Origin of the sequence: Epilithonimonas pallida, assembly GCF_900182975.1 — a bacterium.
In the GTDB taxonomy this organism is placed as follows: Bacteria; Bacteroidota; Bacteroidia; order Flavobacteriales; family Weeksellaceae; genus Epilithonimonas; species Epilithonimonas pallida.
On the sequence record NZ_FXUO01000001.1, the window covers coordinates 595,484 to 617,153 of the forward strand.

Annotated in this window: 17 protein-coding genes; 2 read left to right on the top strand and 15 right to left on the bottom strand. The window is 36.9% G+C overall.

The annotated features are described in order from the left end of the window. Positions 1–11: 11 nt before the first annotated feature. The 5 genes from typA to QOL71_RS02640 all read right to left on the bottom strand — a co-directional run bounded on the left by typA (position 12) and on the right by QOL71_RS02640 (position 6,509). On the bottom strand, positions 12–1,820 hold the full coding sequence (gene typA / locus QOL71_RS02620; protein ID WP_283415416.1) for a translational GTPase TypA: 1,809 nt from the start codon (positions 1,818–1,820) through the stop codon (positions 12–14). A gap of 125 nt (positions 1,821–1,945) precedes the next feature. Then, entirely contained in the window at positions 1,946–3,130 is a 1,185-nt protein-coding gene (locus QOL71_RS02625; RefSeq protein WP_283415417.1) for a class I SAM-dependent methyltransferase, read from the bottom strand. 9 nt (positions 3,131–3,139) lie between these two features. Continuing rightward, positions 3,140–4,537, bottom strand: a complete 1,398-nt coding sequence (locus QOL71_RS02630; RefSeq protein ID WP_283415418.1) for an MFS transporter — start codon at positions 4,535–4,537, stop codon at positions 3,140–3,142. A gap of 38 nt (positions 4,538–4,575) precedes the next feature. After that, the gene (locus QOL71_RS02635) at positions 4,576–5,634 is read right to left on the bottom strand and encodes an agmatine deiminase family protein (protein WP_283415419.1); all 1,059 of its coding nucleotides are present in this window, start codon (positions 5,632–5,634) and stop codon (positions 4,576–4,578) included. Beyond that, positions 5,634–6,509, bottom strand: a complete 876-nt coding sequence (locus QOL71_RS02640) for a carbon-nitrogen hydrolase (RefSeq protein ID WP_283415420.1) — start codon at positions 6,507–6,509, stop codon at positions 5,634–5,636. The genes QOL71_RS02635 and QOL71_RS02640 overlap by 1 nt, the downstream gene beginning before the upstream one ends. Before the next feature lie 175 nt (positions 6,510–6,684). On the opposite strand from QOL71_RS02640, the gene QOL71_RS02645 reads away from it, so the two are divergent. After that, a complete protein-coding gene (locus tag QOL71_RS02645; protein ID WP_283415530.1) occupies positions 6,685–7,095 on the top strand; it encodes an acyl-CoA thioesterase in 411 nt (136 codons plus the stop codon). Positions 7,096–7,200: 105 nt separating this feature from the next. Next, the gene (locus QOL71_RS02650; protein ID WP_283415421.1) at positions 7,201–9,333 is read left to right on the top strand and encodes a S46 family peptidase; all 2,133 of its coding nucleotides are present in this window, start codon (positions 7,201–7,203) and stop codon (positions 9,331–9,333) included. A gap of 59 nt (positions 9,334–9,392) precedes the next feature. Here QOL71_RS02650 and QOL71_RS02655 read toward each other — a convergent pair whose 3' ends face one another. The 10 genes from QOL71_RS02655 to QOL71_RS02700 form a co-directional block, all read right to left on the bottom strand. Beyond that, positions 9,393–10,025 (bottom strand): NAD(P)-dependent oxidoreductase, encoded by a 633-nt coding sequence (locus QOL71_RS02655; RefSeq protein WP_283415422.1) that lies wholly within the window; start codon positions 10,023–10,025, stop codon positions 9,393–9,395. A gap of 127 nt (positions 10,026–10,152) precedes the next feature. Next, complete coding sequence (locus tag QOL71_RS02660) at positions 10,153–11,598, bottom strand: hypothetical protein (RefSeq protein ID WP_283415423.1); 1,446 nt, start codon at positions 11,596–11,598, stop codon at positions 10,153–10,155. A 123-nt stretch (positions 11,599–11,721) separates the two neighbouring features. After that, a complete protein-coding gene (locus QOL71_RS02665) occupies positions 11,722–12,417 on the bottom strand; it encodes a VIT1/CCC1 transporter family protein (protein WP_002978596.1) in 696 nt (231 codons plus the stop codon). 66 nt (positions 12,418–12,483) lie between these two features. After that, positions 12,484–13,674 carry a DUF3570 domain-containing protein gene (locus QOL71_RS02670; protein WP_283415424.1) on the bottom strand — a complete coding sequence of 397 codons (1,191 nt, stop codon included), beginning with the start codon at positions 13,672–13,674 and terminating at the stop codon, positions 12,484–12,486. A 35-nt stretch (positions 13,675–13,709) separates the two neighbouring features. After that, positions 13,710–14,066 carry a DUF4266 domain-containing protein gene (locus tag QOL71_RS17700; protein WP_430395123.1) on the bottom strand — a complete coding sequence of 119 codons (357 nt, stop codon included), beginning with the start codon at positions 14,064–14,066 and terminating at the stop codon, positions 13,710–13,712. Next, entirely contained in the window at positions 14,063–14,989 is a 927-nt protein-coding gene (locus tag QOL71_RS02680; protein WP_283415425.1) for an FAD:protein FMN transferase, read from the bottom strand. Before QOL71_RS02680 ends, QOL71_RS17700 begins: the two co-directional genes overlap by 4 nt. Positions 14,990–14,992: 3 nt before the next feature. Beyond that, on the bottom strand, positions 14,993–15,436 hold the full coding sequence (locus QOL71_RS02685; protein WP_283415426.1) for a thioredoxin family protein: 444 nt from the start codon (positions 15,434–15,436) through the stop codon (positions 14,993–14,995). A gap of 70 nt (positions 15,437–15,506) precedes the next feature. After that, a complete protein-coding gene (locus QOL71_RS02690; RefSeq protein ID WP_283415427.1) occupies positions 15,507–15,896 on the bottom strand; it encodes a hypothetical protein in 390 nt (129 codons plus the stop codon). Positions 15,897–16,131: 235 nt separating this feature from the next. After that, positions 16,132–17,271, bottom strand: coding sequence for an efflux RND transporter periplasmic adaptor subunit (locus QOL71_RS02695; RefSeq protein ID WP_283415428.1), 1,140 nt, complete (start codon positions 17,269–17,271; stop codon positions 16,132–16,134). 3 nt (positions 17,272–17,274) lie between these two features. After that, entirely contained in the window at positions 17,275–21,618 is a 4,344-nt protein-coding gene (locus tag QOL71_RS02700) for a CusA/CzcA family heavy metal efflux RND transporter (RefSeq protein ID WP_283415429.1), read from the bottom strand. Positions 21,619–21,670 lie beyond the last annotated feature (52 nt).

Genomic DNA, 21,670 nt, shown 5'->3' on the forward strand with positions numbered 1-21,670 from the left:
AATTTATAAGATTAAGCTTTTGCTTGTCTTTCCAATCTTTTTCTTTCTTCTTCAGAAAGGATTTTCTTTCTCATTCTGATGAAGTTTGGTGTAACTTCAATCGCTTCGTCGGCCTGGATATATTCCATACATTCTTCCAGAGAGAACAGGATTTTCGGTGCAACACCAGTATCTTTATCTTTTCCGGCTGCACGCATATTGTTCAGCTGTTTAGCTTCTACAATATTTACAACCAAATCTCCCGGTTTATTTTGTTCACCTACAATCATACCTGTGTAGATCTCTTCACCCGGATCCACAAAGAACTTACCTCTATCCTGTAGTTTGTTGATAGAATATTCTGTAGCCGGACCAGTTCCTTTACTTACTAATACACCATTATTTCTTCCAGGGATAGCACCTTTGAAAGGCTTGTATTCTGTGAAACGGTGTGCCATAATCGCTTCACCGGCAGTAGCTGTCAACATTTGAGAACGTAATCCGATTAGACCTCTGGAAGGAATTTCGAATTCCATATGTTGCATTTCACCTTTAGTTTCCATAATGTGAAGGTCACCTTTTCTCTGAGTTGCCAAATCGATCACCCTTGAAGCAAATTCTTCCGGAACGTCAACTACCAAAGATTCGTATGGTTCTAATTTCTGACCATTTTCATCTTCTTTCAAGATAACCTGAGGCTGACCAATTGTCATCTCATAACCTTCTCTTCTCATGGTTTCAATTAAAACCGATAAGTGAAGAATACCTCTACCAAAAACTAAGAAAGTGTTAGCATCATCAGTTTGTTGAACTCTCAATGCCAAGTTTTTCTCTAATTCTTTAGTTAATCTTTCTTTTAAGTGGTTAGAAGTTACATACTTACCATCTTTACCGAAGAAAGGCGAATTGTTGATAGAAAACGTCATATTCAACGTCGGCTCATCAATCGCTGTTCTTTCCAATGGCTCAGGATTTTCCAGGTCAACAAAAGAATCACCAATCTGGAATGCGTCAAAACCTACCACAGCACAGATATCGCCTGCACCAACTTCGGTTACTTTTTTCTTTCCAAGGCCTTCGAAAACATAAAGTTCTTTTACTTTTCCTTTCACAATTTTTCCGTCTGCTTGCGCCAAACCGATCCATTGCGATTCTTTGATTTCGCCTCTTGTTACTTTGCCGATGGCAATTCTCCCCAAGAAAGAAGAAAAATCTAATGATGTGATTTGCATCTGAAGACTTCCTTCAGTTACTTTCGGTTCCGGAACGTATTGTAAAATCCCGTCTAATAAAGGGAAAATATTATCTGTTTGCTCTAATGAAGTGTTGAACCAACCTTGTTTAGAAGAACCATAAAACGTTGGGAAATCCAACTGTTCTTCGGTTGCATCCAGGTTGAAGAACAAGTCAAAAACCTGATCGTGAACCTCGTCCGGACGACAGTTTGGCTTATCCACTTTGTTGATAACAACCAAAGGTCTTAAACCAAGTTCCAAAGCTTTTTGAAGTACGAATCTTGTTTGTGGCATTGGTCCTTCGAACGCATCAACCAACAAAATTACACCGTCAGCCATTTTAAGAACTCTTTCTACCTCACCACCAAAATCGGCGTGACCAGGTGTGTCGATAACGTTAATTTTAACGTCTTTGTAATTAACAGAGATGTTTTTTGAAAGAATCGTAATTCCTCTTTCTCTCTCCAGATCATTGTTATCCATAATCAACTCACCGCTCTCCTGATTCTCTCTGAAGATGTTTGTTGCGTGAATAATCTTGTCGACCAAAGTTGTCTTTCCGTGGTCAACGTGTGCGATAATCGCTATATTTCTAATGTTTTGCATATCCATTTTTTACGCGTGCAAATGTAGTGAAATTTTATGGGAAGATGAACTTAGATTCAATTATTTTTAAAAATAAGGCTAAATAATTAACATCTAATTAAAGCTTTGTTAATCAGCAGATTAATTTAAAGGCTCTTCAGAATTTCTTTGCCTTTAACTGATTGTGTGAAAATCAGGTAGTGATTTCCACCGTCATTCAGTTTATATTTTTTCTTGATTTCTTCCGGTTTCAAAGGATAATTTTTGGAAACAATATTATACTTCTCTCCTTTTTTTAAATCTTTAGCATCTATTTTTTCTATTTGTAAAATACGCCCCGGAAATTTTTCGATTTTGTGTTTTGAAGTGTAAAAATGCGTATTCGGATGCAGTTTCTTCAACCCAAATTTTTCTGAAATCATATTAAAGGCTCCAGCTTTCAGAATTGAATTATTAGGAATATAAAGGAAATTCAGACTTTCTGAAAATTCTGACTTTGCTGATCTTTCGTCATTGAAATTAAAGCAAAATTCTTCTTCATTAGATTCCAAATTAACACACCGAATTGAAACATCTTGCAACTCGCAACTTGCATCTTGCTTGTCAATAATTAACAAAAGTTCTTTCACTTCATTCTTAACCGCAATAATTTGAATTTCAGTAATATTTTTTAATTCCGAAATGAGATAAGAAATATCAATTAATGGCGATAGTTTGACAATAGTTTTATCTGAAATTAATTTTAATTTTTCTTCAATTTTCAAGAGATTCGGGGATAAATCTTCAAGCAGGAATTTCTTTTTGTTTTGCTGATCTCTTCTTGCCGGATCGAGATAAACCAAATCAAAATTAGTAAAATTGTCAGTCTGAGGTTCTCGAAGACTTTCTAAGAATGTTTCCAGATTTTCATTGATAAAATTTGCTTTTCTGTGTAATATTTTCCAGTTATGCTCAACTATGGAAATCAATTCCGGATTTTGCTCTATTAAGGTAACTTCATCAAAATTCTTCGATAAAAAATAAGCATCAATCCCCAATCCGCAAGTTAAATCAAGAAAAGATTTTCCTTTAAGATTTTGAGCTTTGTATTCTGCGGTTGATTGAGATGAAGCTTGCTCAAGAATGAGATTTGGAGGGAAAATGATTCCTTCTTTTGCAAGGAATGGAAATTTCTTTTCTGCTATTTTTCTGCCTTTGATTTGTTGTACAATTTGCTGTATCGAAATATCTGGAAACGGCGATTTTTTCAGCAATAATTTAGTTAAATCTGAATTGAGATTTTGATTGATATAGTTTTGAATGTCAGAGTTAATTAGTTTTGAAAAATTCATTAAATATTATTAAGCTGATTTCATATTTTCTCCATCTTTGGAATGCAATCTTCTGAAAACAAATCCTGAAAATATGGTAAGAAAACCTACAATCAGAAACGTGTATCGGAATGCATTGTGTGTTTCGTTGTGGATGAAGGAAGTATCACCCTCGAAAAGCTTCAGGACAATCAATCCGAAAGAGATTCCAAATCCAACTGCGAACTGCTGATTAACAGAAACCAAAGAATTTCCGCTACTGGTATGATAGGTTCTGAGGTCAGCAATGGAAATAGTGTTCATAGATGTAAACTGAATTGAGTTGAAAAATCCCATTATCAAAAGAATAGGTACAAACCAATAAATCGAACTATTGACATCCGGAATCGCCAGACAACAAATCAAAACCCCGATGATAAACGTGTTGGTCATCAATGTTTTACGATAACCGAATCTATCTAATATCCCAATGACAAAAGATTTTCCAAACATGGCCGTGAGAGCCATTGGTGCTACAATCCAACCCGATGTTAGTGCCGATTGGCCGTAGGAAATCTGTATCATTAGCGGAACCAAAAGCGGAATAGAGCTGATTCCCAACCTTGTCGCCAGGTTACCTAAAATCCCAACTCTGAATGTGCGAACCTGAAAAAGATTAAGCGGAAAAATAGGATTATTATCAGTTTTAGCGTGTTTGTAATAATAAAACAGCATCAGAAATCCTAACATCAAAATCAATAAAATAGGAGTAATGTTTTTAGTATTTCCCAGCAATTCTAATGAAATGGAAAGCAAAAGAGAAGCTGCTGCAAATATCAAGAAACCTTTTAAGTCAAAATCGATAACGGGAGATTTGTAATTGGGCATACATTTGAAGCTCAAAATAATGCCCAAAATGCCGATGGGGATGTTGATTAGAAAAATCCAATGCCAGGAAAGATAATCCACAATGTAACCTCCAATCACAGGTCCGAGAATTGGTCCAATCAATGCAGGAACAATTGCGTAATTCATCGCTTTCAGCAATTCGCTTTTATCAAAAGTTTTAATCAATGCCAGTTTTCCCACAGGCGTCATCAGACTACCACCAACACCTTGAATGACCCTGGAAATAACTAATTGCGTAAGGTTCTGAGATAATGAACAAAATAATGATCCAAGAGAAAAGAGCACTAAGGATAAAATAAAAATTTTCTTGGTTCCAAATTTATCTGCTAAAAAACCGCTTACCGGCATAAACAAAGCCAAAGTCAACACATAACTGACAATCGCATTCTGCATATTGAGCGGAGATTCCTGCAAATCCCGAGCAATCGAAGGTAAGGAAGTGTTAAGAATTGTAGAATCCAGCATCTGCATAAAAATAGCAGTTGCCAAAATAAATGGTAATATCTTTTTGACTGAATCCGTAGTATTAATTTCGCTCATAATTTCAAATAAAAAATCCGCTTTTAGCGGACCTAAATTTATACCAAAGGCTCTTGCTGGCTCAAACAATGGAAACTTCCCAATCCCCAAATAATGTCAGTTGAATCTATTCCCACAACTTTCCTGTCAGGAAAACATTTCTGGATGATTTCCAAAGCTACTGCGTCCTTATCACATCTATAAGTCGGAACGATTACCGACTTATTGGCGATGTAAAAATTAGCATAAGAAGCTGGCAAACGTTGTCCGTCGCAATAAACCGGGTCTGGCATTGGCAATTGGATGATGTTCAGCTTTTCGCCATTCAACAAGGTCATTTCCTGAAGCTGACGAAGATTGGTTTGGAGAATCTCATAATTGTCATCTTCCGGATTATCTTCAATGACAGTCAGAACCGTATTTTCATTGACGAAACGAATTGTGTCATCCACGTGACCATCTGTATCATCACCAACAATTCCGTCATCTACCCAAAGGACCTGTTTTTGTCCATAATATTTTTTTAAAAATTCTTCCACTTGTTCCTGCGATAGATGTGGATTTCTGTTTTTATTGAGCAAACAGGACTTTGAAGTTAAAACGGTTCCGGCACCGTTAAACTCGACCGAACCGCCTTCCATAATAATTCCTGGGTAAAGAACCGGCAGTCCTTTTTCTTCAGCAATTTTGGTCGGAATTACATCATCCAGTTCGAATGGCGGATATTTTCCTCCCCACGCATTGAATCCCCAATCAACGATAATTTTTTGAGGTTCTTCCCCATTTTTATTCACTAAAAATGCCGGTCCGTGATCTCTGCACCATGCATCATTGGTTTCGTGGAAATAGAATTCGACTTTGGAAATATCCGCTCCTGCTTTTGAAATATGTTCCATTGCGAAAGCCTGCATTTCCTGATCTTTTACATTGATGCAAACAAATTCGCCCTTTGTCAATTCAGCAATGAATTGTGCGTAAGCAGGATAAATCAAATCGATTCTTTCCGGCCAGGATTCTTCTTTGTGAGGCCAGGAAAGCCAAGTTGCTTCGTGTTCTTCCCATTCTGCTGGGAAAGTATATCCATTTTCTAACGGATTAAAATTTTTATCTATAACCATTAATCCTCATCAATAAAACGTTTTGTAATCGGCGAATAAGTTTCAATTCTTCGGTCTCTTAGAAAAGGCCAATGCTTTCTCATGTAATCGGTTTGAGCCAGGTCAACTTCTGTGACAACCACTTCTTCCTTATCGTGAGAACCAAGATATAAAAGCTTTCCTTGAGCATTGGTTACAAAGCTTCCACCCCAGAATTTCATAGCACCATCTTGCTCAAAGCCTACTCTATTTACAGAAACGACAGGAACTCCGTTGGCAACTGCATGAGAACGTTGGATTGTCTGCCAAGCATTATATTGGTCTTGATTGGTTTCTTCATCCTGGTCTGTTGCCCAGCCTATAGCCGTTGGATAGAACATAATATCAGCACCCATTAAAGCAGTAATTCTCGACGCTTCCGGATACCATTGATCCCAGCAAATCAACACGCCGACTTTTCCAAATTTGGTAGGAAAAACTTTGTAGCCTAAATCACCTGGAGTGAAATAGAATTTTTCATAAAAAGCCGGGTCATCCGGGATATGCATTTTACGGTATTTTCCAAGATAAGTACCGTCGGCATCAATAACGGCCGTTGTATTATGGTAAAGACCTTGTGCTCTTTTTTCGAATAACGAAGCAATAATCACAACACCCAGTTCTTTTGCAACTGGCGATAATGCCTCTGTTGAAGGGCCAGGAATTGGTTCTGCCAGCTCGAAATTATCGTAATCTTCTACATCACAAAAATACAGTGATGTGAAAAGTTCCTGTAAACAAACAATCTGAGCACCTTTAGCAGCCGCTTCTTTTATTTTTTCAATGGCTTTATTCAGATTGGTTTGCTTATCGGCAACACAAGACATCTGAACTGTTCCAATTTTCACTTTTGACATTCTAAAAATTTTTACAAAAATACTAAGAATCTAGGGAATCAAAAATTCAACCAAAAATTTTTACATTAATATTTCAAAAAATTAATTTAATCATGAATGTTTTCTATGAATTATAACCATGAAAATCCTTAATAAATTTTACCTTTGCACCAAGTTAAAATACACCAGAATTATGATGAATTATCATACCAGAAAATGGATAAAACCGGAAGACCTTAATCCAAATCATTCGCTTTTCGGAGGTAGGCTTCTCCAATGGATTGATGAAGAAGCGGCGCTTTATGCAATTATCCAGTTAGAAAATTCAAGGGCTGTAACAAAGTATATCTCTGAGATCAATTTTGTAAGTTCTGCTAAACAAGGCGATATTATAGAAATTGGGATCGAAGCCGTGGAATTTGGTAGAACCTCTTTGACACTAAGATGCGAAGTAAGAAATAAAATGACGCATCAAAAAATCATTACGATTGACAAATTAGTTTTTGTAGCGCTTGGCGAAGATGGATTGCCAAAGCCACACGGTAAAACAAAAATCGAATATGTAGCTGACAGATTATATGTTAAAAATACTGACTCGGAATTGTAATAGAATCTAAAAACAGATTCTATTTTTTTTGTCCAAAAATTAAACGGAGTCAAATCATCTCTTCCAAAAATTTTAATTAAATTCGTGAAATTTTAAAAGTTTGAAATGAAAAGAATTCTCTTATCAGCTTTTGCTTTGTCAACAGTAATGACATTCGCTCAGCAATACGGAGGAATGTGGATTCCGACAGAAGTTAATGAAAAAGAAATGAAAGAACTCGGGATGAAAATTTCTGCCAAAGATATTTTTGATCCGACCAAAGCAAGTATTAAGGATGCTGTAGTCCAATTCGATGGTGGTTGTACTGCGGAAATCATTTCGGGAAAAGGACTGTTATTAACCAATCACCACTGTGGCTATGATAATATTCAATCTCATTCTACTGTCGAAAACGACCTGCTCACAAATGGTTTCTGGGCAAAAGACATGAATGGAGAATTGCCAAATCCCGGTGTGACCGTTGATTTCATTACCGATATCAAGGAAGTTACAAAAGATATACTTGCCGGGACAGACAATCTTTCAGGCGCTGATCTTTCAAAAAAAATCAATGACAACATCGATGCTTACAAAAAAGCGCAGAAAATAGAATCCTATCAGACGATTTCCGTAAGGCCGATGTATTATGGTAACAAGTATTATGCTTTTGTTATAGAAACGTACAAAGACATCCGTCTGGTAGGTGCTCCACCTTCTTCTATCGGAAAATATGGTTCTGACACGGACAATTGGGTTTGGCCAAGGCACACAGGAGATTTCTCGATGTTTAGAATCTACGCCGATAAAAACAACAAACCGGCAGAATATTCCAAAGATAATATTCCTTACACGCCGAAACATTTTTTACCAATTTCTATCAAAGATAAAAAAGAAGATGATTTCACTTTCGTATTTGGATTTCCGGGTAGAACAACCGAATATCTTCCTGCTATTGCTGTAGAAAAAATAATGCTGGAGACAGATCCTGCAATGATCGCAGTTCGTGATATTGCTCTCAAAACACTGGATGAAAAAATGAGAGTGGATCCTGCAACAAAAATTAAATATGCTTCAAAATATGCAAGAGTAGCCAACTATTGGAAAAAATGGATCGGAGAAGTGGAAGGCCTTAAAAAGTCCAATGCTGTTGAGAAGAAAAAGCAATACGAGCAGATGCTGATCTCTAAAAACCCGGGAATCAAAACAACCATTGATCAGCTAACTCAAAAATATAATGAACAAGCGCCTTACAATCTTCACAGAGCTTATTATTCTGAGATTGTAAGAAATTCGGATACCTTTACACTTGCAGGGCTTTTTAACAACTATATCCAGAGCTATGAAGCCGGCAAAATGGATGCTAAAAATATTGATGCTCTAAAAGCGAGACTAGCAGATATTTACAAAGACTATGATGCAGAACTGGACGCAAAAGTTACTGCCAAGATCCTTGCATTATACGCAAATAAAACTGAAGCCAAATTTCTTCCGAAAGATTTCGACCAATTGAAAAATGAGACCAGAAATCTCGGAATGATGGACAATGTGTCTAAAATCTCGATGATCACAGGAAGAACAAAAGACGATAATAATGTCGCCAAAAATATGGATAAGCTTTTTGCTGATCAAAAAACATTGGTTGAAAATCTAAAAAAAGATCCGCTGATTCAAATGTTTGGAGCCTTCAAAACGTCTTATCTTGAAACTACAGATAAGCAGGTTACTGCGCTGCAGACTGATATAGATGCTTTGCAGAAGAAATTCATGGCGCAACAAATGGAAACAGATAAGGATAGAAAGTTTTTTCCGGATGCAAACTCTACTTTACGGGTAACTTATGGCAAGGTAAGGGGCTCCAATCCAAGAGATGCCGTAACTTATGGTTATCAAACGCATCTTGCGGGCGTAATGGAAAAATATATTCCCGGAGATTATGAATTTGATCTGCCAAAAAAACTAATCAATCTTTATAATACCAAAGATTATGGAATCTATAAAGATAAAACAGGCGATGTTCCGGTGAATTTCACAGCTACCAATCATACTACCGGCGGAAACTCCGGAAGTCCCGCTTTGGATGCTAACGGAAACCTGATTGGGCTTAACTTTGACAGACAATGGGAAGGAACAATGAGCGACATCAATTATGATCCTAGATTATGCAGAAATATCATGGTTGATACAAAATATATTCTTTTCGTAATTGATAAATATGCAGATGCAAAATGGTTAATCAACGAAATGAAAATCGTTAAATAATCATTTTAATTAAATATAAGAAACGCCAAAGTTGATGCTTTGGCGTTTTTTTAGATCATTCAAATATCGAATACAAAAGGAGACTTCCTGATATATTCCTCATTTTCAATTTCATTTGAAATAAACTCAGCTAAACTGGAGGCACTCACAGATCTTCCTTTACAATCTTCAATCGATGCTCCAATTTTGGAAATTACATCTGTCTGTACAATCAAAGGAAGCCTGAGAACGGTCCAATCCAAATTACTTTTTGATAAAATCTCATATTCTTTTTGTTTATCAGAAGTAGTTTCCTGGTAGTTTTCATGCATCCATTTTGTAGCTGCAATTACACTTTCATTTTTACTATCAAAAGGTGAATTTACACTTAATCCTGTTATTAATATATAACGTCCCTTTTTATTACAAAAAGCTTTAATAATATTAGAAGTAGCATCGCTAAAAATCGTTTTTTCACCTTTTGGCTGTCCAAGAGTGCTGATTACCAAATCACAATTTTCAACTAATTTTTCAATTGAATCATAATCTCTTGCGTCTCCTTTTATAATTTTTATTAAGGGATTTTGGATTTGAAAATTTTCTGGGTTTCTGAGTAATAATTTGACCTGATAATTACGTTCAAGAAGTTTTGAAAGAATATACTTACCGGCTTTTCCGGTTGCTCCGATAAGAGCTATTTTAGGATTTTTCATTTTTTCATTTTATAAATTTTTGACATAAAGAATTAGATTCTTATACAGAAAAGAATCTTTTCAGGATATTCCTGAGCCTTTGATTTTATTTATAAAACAATTTTTATGTACTAAAGATACAATATTTTCACTTTTCGCAATCACATTTTTGTCTTCTGTGCCGTTTCAGATCATTATCCCAAAACGGATAGAGCTTGATTGCCATATAAAAATCAGCGTTGTGAAGCTGTTTTTGTTTGAACAATAATGGAAACACATTTTCGCTTCCGAGAATCAATGGACCGATTCTGAAATAGCCACCAAACTGAAGATTTTTATATTCGGACAAAGTTGTAGAAATTCCGTAGCCTAAAAATGCTTTTTGAACGGAATAATTAGCATTGAAAACATTATTTCGCTTTACCGAATTTTCAAAAACCGGAACTCTTTGGATCCAATTGAAGTTGATAAAATGATTTTCCTTAATTCTTTGACTGTAATTGAAGTTAATGCTAGTTGGCAACCCGATTCTAAAACCGTAGCCTGCAAAGGATTTGTTCTCATCGCCGTACGCTTCCCGACTCAGTAATTTCAGATATTCTTCAGGATTTTCAAATACTTGGTTTTCAAGATTGGGGTTGTTTTGTAGCCAGACCGTATTACCATTGACAAAAGCATGGTTAATTCCCTGCTTAAAATTAACATAACCAAGATCAACAATATCAAATGAAAGTTTATAATTATATTCGTCTTCCCGCAAGCCCTTGTCTATAACAGTTATTCCGAGATCCAGACCTAAACCTGTTCCGTTTTGTTTATATTCGTAACGATTGGTTTTAAAATTATAATTAGTGACATAACTTGCCGTGATATCATAATCCGATGCATATATGTTTTTTTTCTCAGGATCTTCTCCTGCAGCAGGCTCTGTTGTGGTTAGTTTTATATTCTGATGATTGATGATATTAGCCGCATCCAAACCTATTTCATATTTTAAGTTCACACCAAGAATCCATTGTTTATCGGAATAGGAAAAAATTCTGGTGGCGGCGTTAAGGCCAATTTCGTTCCAGTTCATAACCTGTGTTGCAAACGGATGCACCTCATACAAAAGAGGCTGGGAAATCATTTTGTTACTAAATCGTAAATAATTATCAAAATCCAAAACCGAAGCCTGAGTTCTCAAACGGCTGAATAATCCAAATACATACTTTTTATCATTGATGTTTGCAGACAGCGAAAAAGATGGGCCAAGTATATCAGAATTAAAAAGAAAATTGGCGTTATCCTTATTGTAAAAATCAAGAACATTAGGCTGATTTTCGCCGCTTATGCCTCGCTTTGGACTAGCTGTTTTTATTGACGTATTTAACAAACCCAAAATACTTTGCTGAGAGATATAAGCATAATTATTCTGAAAAAAAACATCAGTTGAGATCAAATTAGAGTCCCATGGATTAGGATTAAGATAAGGTTGCGTTGGTGATAATATTGCAGAATTGATTCCGCTATAATTATCATTGATGAATGTAAAATTATTTTGAGCCGTAATAGTACAGAAAATTAGTAACCAAAAACAATATTGTCTCAACATTTACAGCTAAATAAATAATTAACTAATTTATTGCTAAAATATTGTTTGAAATAAAAATAATAATCAATATTAGTTTTTGAATTAAAATTTTATTTTCATCAGTCATTTAAAATATACAAAATTTCACGAAACCGTCACCCCGAAAAGATGCCCTATCAAAGCAGTAATTCCCATGGCAACCGTTCCCCAGAAACAGATTCTCAGAACGGCAATTCCGATTTTTGAACCGCCTGTTTTTGCTGAAATGGCTCCTAAAATCATTAAGAAAATGATAGAAAATCCATACTGAAAGTAAACCATTTGTTTAATCGGAGCTAAAAGTGAAACCGCAAAAGGCAGCAATGCGCCCAAAGCAAACGAACCGAATGATGCAAATGCAGCCTGCAAAGGTTTTGCCTGTGTTATTTCATTGATTCCCAACTCATCATGAGCGTGCGCTGCCAAAGCATCGTGCTCCGTAAGTTCGGTAGCTACTTTCAAAGCGGTTTCTTTACTTACACCGCGTCTCTCGTAGATCTTTGCCAATTCTCTCAACTCCACTTCCGGCATTTCTTCAAGCTCGCGTTTTTCTCTTAAAAGATCAGCTTTTTCGGTGTCTTCCTGTGAACTTACCGACACATATTCCCCTGCTGCCATAGACATCGCTCCGGCGATCATTCCTGCTAAAGCGGCAAGAATAATGGTATTTCTGTCGGGATTGGCTGCAGCAACACCAATGACGATGCTTGTGGTAGACAATAATCCGTCATTTGCACCTAAAACCGCAGCACGAAGCCAACCGACCCTATTCACATAATGTTTTTCCAATTGATGATGCATAAGCTTTATTTTTTTATTAAAAAATGACTTGCCAAACATCTTTAGCAAGTCAAATTTAAAATGATTTTATTTAAATCTCAAATTCAGGGAAATAATATCAGACTTCATTCCCACAGATTTCGTGTAGTGTCCGTATCTGATTTCCAGCATATTCAGCCTTTCAACGCCAAACAAACCGTTCTTCGGACTGATTCTGATTCCTGCTCCGTAAAAATGACTGTCGAATTTTGAAAGGTCATAATTACTCGTATAAAAGTCATCAAAAGCCGTGTGTTGTTGATAAGGCGCAAAATATTTAGCCGCAGTCTGAGAATAATACCTGTAAAACGGGCTTACCGAAATAAAAGGCGAAATTTTCACAGGTGTTTCCAGGCTGAAAGTATTGGATTTCAAGCCCCAATCGTCGGTATAATAACGATAATACGCTCTCAGAATCACTTTGTCCCCGAGGAAATAATTCGCTCTTACTCCCAAAGGAATTTTAAACCTTTTATCGGGCAAAGCTTCCTGATGAACTGAATTATCATTGAAATAAACCCTGTGGAAAGGCAAACTTAAATATCCCGTCTGCTGAACACCATCCGCCAAAAATTCAACCTGAAAATTCTGATTAATGATCTGCGAATAAGAAAGTGACAGCGCAAAAGTATTTCTTCCGCTGGTTCCGTAGTTTTCGTGTTCTCCTCCGGTGCTTCCGTTTGTTCTGAGTTCAATCGGAGCAATCAGCTTTACCTGATCCAGATAAGCCTGGAATTTCGCCGTAAACTCTCCCATTCTGTTCTTGGTTTTTTGGGAAAACCCGATGTTTGCACCGTAAGATGCATAATCAAATTCAAAAGAGGTAGAAACACCCGCCATTAAAGTCGTTCCTTTTTCAGTATTCTCACGGCTCCAGCTTAATGCAGGATAAATTCTGTTGTCTGCGTGGGAAGCTGATGAATTGGCTTTCAGATCGATCATATCCGACGAAGCGGAAGTATAATGATCGATCCCGACACTGAGATCGAATTTATTTTTCCTGTCTTTCTTGTCGTATTTTACCATAGTTACATCGATGGTATTGGAAATATCGGTCAGTTTTTCCGTCCCGATTCCTCCCGTCACTGCGGAATTGTTTCCGTTTTGTTTATAATAGCTTGAAACTAAATTAGCTTCATCAAAAGTCAGTTTTTTAGGCTGTTCATTGTTTGTGTTTTCCTGTGCTTTTGCGTTGAAAATTCCGAAAAGAGCAATAACACTTACGATCAATTTTTTCATTTTTGAATCACAATTAAATTTTACGATTACTCTTTTTAGTTACATCCGCAACCACCGCCAACTTTTCCGGCATTTGCGCCCGAAGATCCTTCTCTGTAGGACTGAAAGCTCAGTTCGGTTTTTTCAATCGTTCTGTTTCCCAGAACCATTTCGGCATCGTTTAATTTATTTTTTTCGTACTCTTTTACAGTTGTACACGAGTTCAAAAACGGAATTGTCAATATCGAAAGAACAGCAATTGTTCTGTAATTTAAAGTGTTGAATCTTCGCAGCCCGGCTTGAACGGAGCTCTTTTTGTGAGGAACGAACAAAAAAGCGGGAGTGGAAGACGGATAAAGCTGCCCAAACAAATATTCGACAAGCTTTTGACTGTTTTTTATAAGGTTTTTCATTTTAAATTAATGTTTTGAGATGAATAAATTTTGTCCTGATCATCAATAATGATGCATTCCAGATGATTGATCTGGTTGATCATATTGAGCGCCGCATCGATTCCCATAATGCTTACGGGAGTTGCCATTGCATCGGCAATTTCTGCGTTGGGACAAAAGATCGTAACACTTTTCACGCCCGAAACAGGCATTCCTGTTTTGGGATTAATGGTATGAGAATATTTTTTACCGTTGATCATAACGAATTTTTCATAATTTCCGGAAGTTGCAACCGCCATATTGGTGATATTCATATACGAAAACGGTTGTTTTGCATTGTCGGGATCAGCAATTCCGACAGTCCAGGGTTTTCCGTTGGCCTGATTTCCCCACGTTGTTAGATCGCCTGAAGCATTCACAATTCCGGAAGTCACGCCTCTGTTCTGAAGCATCTGTTTTGCCATTTCTGCAGCGTAACCCTTCCCGATTCCTCCGAAACCGATCCGCATTCCTTTTTCTTTGAGGAAAACGGTTTGATTTTCGCGGTCAAGAATAATATTCTTATAATTAACGAGTTTCAAATGCTCTTTAATCAGTTCAGGATTGGGAAGTTTTTTCATTTCACGGTCGAAATTCCAGAAACTTTTATCGATTCCGCCGTAGGAAATGTCAAAATATCCGTCTGTTATTCTACTGATTCTAAGGCTTCTTTCAATCAAATCAAAAATCTCCCAATCTACTTTTACAGACTCGATTCCTGCATTTCTGTTGATGAGATTAGTCTGGCTTTCCTCACTAAATGTCGTCAGAAGCTTTTCAATTCTTCTGATTTCGTTAATCGCTGCATCAATATGCTGATTTGCAGAATTTTCATCATCGCTTACAACGGTAATTTCAAAAGCGTTCCCCATTAATTTCTGAGGTCTTTTGAATTCTCTTAACATATTTTATTTTTGATTTTCTTTGATATCTCTAATCTCTTTACTGAAAGCCAAAGCGTTTTCCGAAGGAAGACCTTCCCAGCTTTTCAGGATTTTACCTTCTGAATTCAGCAATACTGTATAAGGAAATAATCCTTTTTGATTATACTGATCCGCAAGTGTAGCATTTTCTTTTTTCAGTTCAGGGGAAAGCTGATTCTTTTTGTTTCTCGGAAAATCTGCATTGATGAAAACGACAACACTTTCCGTTTCAAGCTTTTTAAATTCATCGCTTTCAATAATATTTTTATGAAGTTTGATGCATGGAATACACCAGTCTGAACCAGAGAAATTTAATAATATAAGCTCGTTCTTTTCTGAAGCTTGTTTTTTGGCATTTTCCAAACGGCTTTGTGCGTGAATGCCAACAGCGAATACAACCATTAATATGGCTGAAAATATTGTTTTCATTATTCTGAAATTAATGATATAAAATAATTGATGATGTTGATTTGTGAATACAAACCAAACTGAGACTGAATTACAAAAAAGAAGGTCTTGGCGGTTCCCATACGGAATTCAGGAAACCTTTATAGCAAAGATCTTCATCTTTTGAAGGAATTTTATGCATTTGTAAAGGATTGAAATGATATGTTGCAGTTTCAAAACTGAATCCCTGATTAATTGTAAAAACCAAGGACAAAGGCGCAGAATGTATGATAAATGGGAGTCTCTGATCTTTTCCGTAATCACCATCTTTCACAGGATGATCATAATGTGTTCTCAGAAATGCAGTAAGTGTCATATCCGGATTCAATTCTTTGTGCTCGATGTAATGCTCGACCAATTCCGGGATTTTCAAAAGCTGATACAATTCGGTTGTAGAAACCAAATATAATGATAACAACAATATGGAAATCAACTTTTTCACTAAACCAAAGTTAGGAAATGTTTTTCTTAGAACGATTTTAAATTAATCTGGATTATAACGCTAAAATGTTTAATAAATTGTTCAGCTTCAGTTTATGATTTAATTGAAGATTTATTCTAGATAAAATATTTTAAATATAATCTTTACTATTAACCAATACCACTACGCTGACCTAACAATCTTTAAATGAAAGCAAAAGTCTTATTAAAATTCATTGATATAGTTTACATAAATATTATTCCTCTTCTTCTGTATTTTTCAGTTTCATTAAAAGAGTGTAGGCATTTTTGATTACTATCTTTTTATTATTGAGATCCATAAAATTGAGAATCTGAACAAAACCGTTTTCAGTATCTCCTAGTGTTACAGGAGTAAGCTTATAAGTTTGCTTTTTTTCTTCCACAAAAACAAAGTCCTTCCCTTCAAAATTTACCACACTGTCTTCGGAAATGGCATTGGAAAAAGAAGTGCTGGTTTCTATCTCTGCATTCATATACATACCCGGAACCAGATTGTGATCATACTTATCAAAATGGCAATGCACATCTACCAAACCTCCGGAATTAATATCTTTACTAATTAAAAATACTTCACCATAATATTTTTTGGACGGATCTGCATTGGTATAAGCCACAAAACGTTGTCCCTTTTTAAGACTCTGAAGATCTTTTTCATAAACTTTGAGGTTTAGATGAATGTCATCCGGATTTATAAGTTCAAATAGCACATCCGAAGGATTTACATATTTCCCGATATTAACATTCACTTTGCTCACAAAACCATTAATCGAGCTATAAACAGGTACACTTTTCGTAATGCTTCCCGATTTTAAAGATTCAGGATTGATATTGATGAGTCTTAACTGTTGCGACAATGAATTCATTAAAATTCTTTGACTGTTCATTTCAGATTGGGCAAGTTGCATGGCTTTATCGCTGCTTGCCTGACTTTGATTCAGGGTTTTTTGACGGGTGTAATCCAATTCTGCAAAACGTGCTTTGGATTTTGCCATGAGGTAATCCTGTTGAAGCTGGATAAACTGTGGATTTTCTATCACGGCAATCACCTGACCTTTAGATACCGGCATTCCCGGAAGCAGATTGCTGGATTTCAGATAGCCTCCAAGAGGAATACTTACAGAAACCAGATTTTGCGGCGGAACATCGATCATTCCATTTAATTTCAGGGTAGAAGCGATATTTTTTAACGAAAGTGTTGTTGTTTCTATCGGTGCATTTCTCATCTGGGCATCGGTTAAATTGACTATATTTTCGTCTTTCGGGAGATTTTTTTCCTGCTTCGGAGCTTCTTCTTTTTTACATTGAATGAGTAGAGAAAAACTGATTAATAAGATATATATTGAATTTGATTTCATTTGTTAAGGATTTAAGTTAAGGTATTCGAATTCTATAGCACTTTGGTTGAGCTTCCAGACAGCATCGGCATAATTATTTTTTAGAGCTACTGCCTGATTGACCAATATTACAAAATCCAGATAGTTGATTTCTCCTGCCAGAAATTGTCTTCTTGCCGTTTCGGTAATGGTATCGGCATTTTTCAGTTCCGAAGTTTCGTAGCGGGAAACAATGTCCAAACTTGCCTGATAGATTTCGTTGGCCTTTTTCAGTTGGTTATTCAAATTAAATTCAGCATTTTTCAGTTCATTTTCAGCAATTGTTCCTGCAACTTTTGCCGCTTCTATTCTGGCTTTTTGTCCACCGAAAAAAACAGGAATAGCAACACCCACCTGCACCGAATGAAACTGTGGTGTAGCGTTGTACACTTTGTCATCTGCTCCCATACCTTTAAAACTGTTCAGGTTATACGCCAATTGCAGGCCGGGTAACATTTTTGCTTTTTCCAGTGAAATTTGTTCGGCAGATACATTTTTCTGTTGTTGTAAAATTTTGAGCAAAGGATGTTCGTTCAGATCATTTTTTAAACTGGCTGCAAAATATTTTGAGTCGTTCGGCACAAAATCTCCTTCGTTGTTCAAAAGCCAACGAAACTGGTGATGCAATACGGCTAATTCCTGCTGCACCTGTATTAGCTGTATTTCAATGGCAGATTTCTGATTAGAAGCGGTAGTTTTTTCCAGAATGTTACTTTCTCCGGCCTTCAGACGCAGGCTCGCCTTATCAAAAAAATCGGAATAGAGCTTCAAAGTTTCGTTCAGCAGCTTTTCTTTTTCTTTCCAATATAAAATATCATAGAAGGTATAACTAACCGCTTTTTTGAGTTCAAATTCTTTTAAAGAAACATTAAGCAGAGATTTTTTCCATTCTTCGGTATACACATTTTTTTGTTTTTTATACACCGTTGGAAAAGCTATGCTTTGGGCAACCCCGAACTTCATATCATTATACGCACTGTTAATCTGTCCGTAATCCATAGTAACGGCTGTCTGCGGAATATCCGAAGCGGATTTTAGCAATACTTTGGAATATTCTGCCTTTAGTTTCTCGTTCTTTAGATTTCTGTTGTTTTCCAATGCTTGATTAATTGCGTTCTGCAAACTGATCGGAGTTTGGGATTTGGCTTGGAATCCTAATAAGCTACAAACCAAAATTACTAATGTTACGATATTTTTATTATTTCTTTTTTTCATTTTAAATCCTTTTTCAATAGTTACGTATAGCAGGGGCAAAACAAATAAGGTAAGGAATGTTGCCACCATCAATCCTCCGATAACAACCGTTGCCAGTGGACGTTGCACTTCTGCTCCTGCACCGTTGCTTACTGCCATCGGGATAAAGCCTAACGATGCCACGAAAGCCGTCATCAGCACAGGGCGCAGTCGGGACTCACCGCCATCAATAACAATTCTTACAATATTTCGGATACCGCTTTTGTAAAGTCGGTTAAATTCTGAAATCAAAACAATACCATTCAGTACGGCTACACCAAAAAGTGCAATAAAACCGACTCCTGCGCTGATACTAAAAGGCATCCCCCGAAGAGCCAAAAGAAATACGCCTCCAATAATGGAAAGTGGGATTGCCGTGTAAATTAGTAAACTTTCTTTAATAGATTTGAATGCAAAAAACAACATTACAAAAATAAGAGCCAACGCAATGGGAACGGCTACCATAAGGCGTTGTTTGGCATTATTCAGGTTTTCAAAGGAGCCTCCGTATGTCATATAATAACCGGTAGGGAGTTTCATCTCTTTGTCCACCTTACCTTGGAGTTCTTCTACGATGCTCTGTACATCTCGTCCTTTAATATTAAATCCTACGACAATTCTTCTTTGTGCATTTTCTCTTTGGATTTGGTTCGGACCATTTTTTACTTCTACTTTTGCCAGTTGCGAAAGAGGAATCTGATTTCCAAAAGGAGTTGGAACAAGAAGATTTTTAATATCATTCACGTTTTTACGATCGTTAGAATCAAGACGGACAACCATATCAAAACGTTTCTCTCCTTCAAAAATCAAACCTGTGCTCTGTCCTGCAAAAGCAGCATTCACAATCCTGTTAATATCCGAAATTGACAGGTGATACTGTGCTATCAAAGGACGGTTGTATTCTATAATTACCTGTGGCATTCCAGAGATTGGCTCTATGTACAGATTCTGGGTTCCTTCTACCGTTTCTATTATTTTGCCAAGTTTCTGTGCGTTCTGAGAAAGAACATCCAGATCGTCACCAAAAATTTTCACAACTACATCTTGCCTTGCACCTGTCATCAACTCATTAAAACGCATCTGAACCGGAAATTGAAAACTCGCCGTAACTCCCGGGACATCTTGCAATTCTTTGCTCATTTTATTTGCTAGTTCCGGAAAAGTAGTGGCTGAAGTCCATTCTTTTTTATCCTTAAGAATGACCATCATATCCGACGCATCCATCGGCATTGGGTCAGTAGGGACCTCACCACTTCCTATTTTTGTAACCACTTTTTCTACCTCCGGAAATCTGGATTTCAGGATATGAGCAGCTTTTTGGGTACTTTCTATGGTTGTCGTAAGATTGCTACCCGGTAATACTCTGGTATCTACTGCAAAATCACCTTCTTCCAGAGAAGGGATGAATTCGCCTCCCAGCCTGCTCAGGATAATGACTGCCAATAAAAATAATATTACAACTGCGGAAAAAATTAATTTCGGAATTCTAAGGACTTTCAGAAGGGCTTTAAGATAAATCTGTTCCACATTCTTCATCATTCTATCAGAAAATCCGGGCTTGCTGCTTTTTTTCCTTAGTAATAAAGCACTCATCATCGGAATATATGTTAATGAAAGTAAGAAAGCTCCTAGCAATGCAAAGGCTACAGTTTCCGCCATAGGTTTGAACATTTTTCCTTCGATGCCCTGCAAAGTAAGAATCGGGAGATAAACAATGAGGATAATTATCTGTCCGAAAACAGCACTATTCATCATTTTCCCAGCTGAGTCTATAACGATGCTATCCATTTCCTGTTTTCCGACTGAAAATATTTTTTTAAACTTTGAATTATGACTGAACTGATGTAGTACCGATTCTACAATAATCACTGCGCCGTCTATAATCAAACCAAAATCCAGTGCACCGAGACTCATCAGGTTACCGCTAACCCCGAAAAGATTCATCATACATATCGCAAATAGCATGGCCAAAGGGATTACTGATGCCACAAGCAATCCTGCCCGAAAATTCCCGAGGAAAAGAACCAATACAAAAACTACGATTAAAGCACCTTCCGTCAGGTTTTTTTCTACTGTTCCTATGGCATTGTTTACCATTTTTGTGCGATCAAGGAAAGGTTCTATCACTACTCCTTTTGGAAGTGTTTTCTGTATTTGAGCTATTTTTTCTTTAACATTTTTAATGACCTGATTGCTGTTTTCGCCTTTCAGCATCATCACCACAGCTCCCGAAACTTCACCCTGATCGTTATAGGTCATTGCTCCGTAACGGGTAGCAAAACCTGTTTTAACCTTCGCAACATCCCGAATAAACAACGGAATATCATTCTTTTTGGTTGCAATGGCAATATTTTGAATATCTTCAATATTACCTATTAAACCTTCGCTTCTGATGTAAAGAACCGTTGGTCCTTTTTCGATATAGGCACCGCCAGTATTTTGGTTATTGGTATTCAGGGCATCAAACACATCGTTGATGGTAATCCCGTAAGCGTTCAGTCTATCGGGATTCACGGCAATCTCATATTGTTTCAGCTTTCCACCAAAACTGCTGACTTCCGCAACACCTTTTACACCCAGTAGCTGCCTTCTCACAATCCAATCCTGTATGGTTCTCAGCTCTGTAGTATTGTATTGTTTTTCGTAACCTTTTTCGGGTCTTACCACATATTGATAGATCTCGCCCAGTCCTGTAGAAATGGGTCCTAACTGTGGCGTTCCTATACCTTGAGGAATGACGGATTGAACCTGCTGAAGCCTTTCCGCAACCTGTTGCCTCGCCCAGTACACATCTACATTATCCTCGAAAACTATCGTTACCAACGACAGACCGAACCTGGAAAAGCTCCGGATTTCCTTTAATCCCGAAATATTATTATTAGCCTGCTCTATCGGGAAAGTTACGAGCCGCTCTATATCTGTAGCCCCAAAAGAGGGCGCAATGGTAATAACCTGTACCTGATTGTTGGTAATGTCGGGTACTGCATCTATCGGCAGCTTGGTTACCTGATAAGATCCTACGCCTATCAGTCCCAAAACCAACAGTGCAATAATGAGTTTATTCTTTACAGAAAACTCAATGATTTTTGTAAGCATAAAAATTTATTAATCTTGATGAATATATTATGTCCCGATCGAAGCATCATCT

Excerpts from the sequence above, each read along its gene's own strand:
- typA (WP_283415416.1), bottom strand. The coding sequence starts at position 1,820 with ATGCAAAACATTAGAAATATAGCGATTATCGCACACGTTGACCACGGA.
- QOL71_RS02625 (WP_283415417.1), bottom strand. The coding sequence starts at position 3,130 with ATGAATTTTTCAAAACTAATTAACTCTGACATTCAAAACTATATCAAT.
- QOL71_RS02630 (WP_283415418.1), bottom strand. The coding sequence starts at position 4,537 with ATGAGCGAAATTAATACTACGGATTCAGTCAAAAAGATATTACCATTT.
- QOL71_RS02635 (WP_283415419.1), bottom strand. The coding sequence starts at position 5,634 with ATGGTTATAGATAAAAATTTTAATCCGTTAGAAAATGGATATACTTTC.
- QOL71_RS02640 (WP_283415420.1), bottom strand. The coding sequence starts at position 6,509 with ATGTCAAAAGTGAAAATTGGAACAGTTCAGATGTCTTGTGTTGCCGAT.
- QOL71_RS02645 (WP_283415530.1), top strand. The coding sequence starts at position 6,685 with ATGAATTATCATACCAGAAAATGGATAAAACCGGAAGACCTTAATCCA.
- QOL71_RS02650 (WP_283415421.1), top strand. The coding sequence starts at position 7,201 with ATGAAAAGAATTCTCTTATCAGCTTTTGCTTTGTCAACAGTAATGACA.
- QOL71_RS02655 (WP_283415422.1), bottom strand. The coding sequence starts at position 10,025 with ATGAAAAATCCTAAAATAGCTCTTATCGGAGCAACCGGAAAAGCCGGT.
- QOL71_RS02660 (WP_283415423.1), bottom strand. The coding sequence starts at position 11,598 with ATGTTGAGACAATATTGTTTTTGGTTACTAATTTTCTGTACTATTACG.
- QOL71_RS02665 (WP_002978596.1), bottom strand. The coding sequence starts at position 12,417 with ATGCATCATCAATTGGAAAAACATTATGTGAATAGGGTCGGTTGGCTT.
- QOL71_RS02670 (WP_283415424.1), bottom strand. The coding sequence starts at position 13,674 with ATGAAAAAATTGATCGTAAGTGTTATTGCTCTTTTCGGAATTTTCAAC.
- QOL71_RS17700 (WP_430395123.1), bottom strand. The coding sequence starts at position 14,066 with ATGAAAAACCTTATAAAAAACAGTCAAAAGCTTGTCGAATATTTGTTT.
- QOL71_RS02680 (WP_283415425.1), bottom strand. The coding sequence starts at position 14,989 with ATGTTAAGAGAATTCAAAAGACCTCAGAAATTAATGGGGAACGCTTTT.
- QOL71_RS02685 (WP_283415426.1), bottom strand. The coding sequence starts at position 15,436 with ATGAAAACAATATTTTCAGCCATATTAATGGTTGTATTCGCTGTTGGC.
- QOL71_RS02695 (WP_283415428.1), bottom strand. The coding sequence starts at position 17,271 with ATGAAATCAAATTCAATATATATCTTATTAATCAGTTTTTCTCTACTC.
- QOL71_RS02700 (WP_283415429.1), bottom strand. The coding sequence starts at position 21,618 with ATGCTTACAAAAATCATTGAGTTTTCTGTAAAGAATAAACTCATTATT.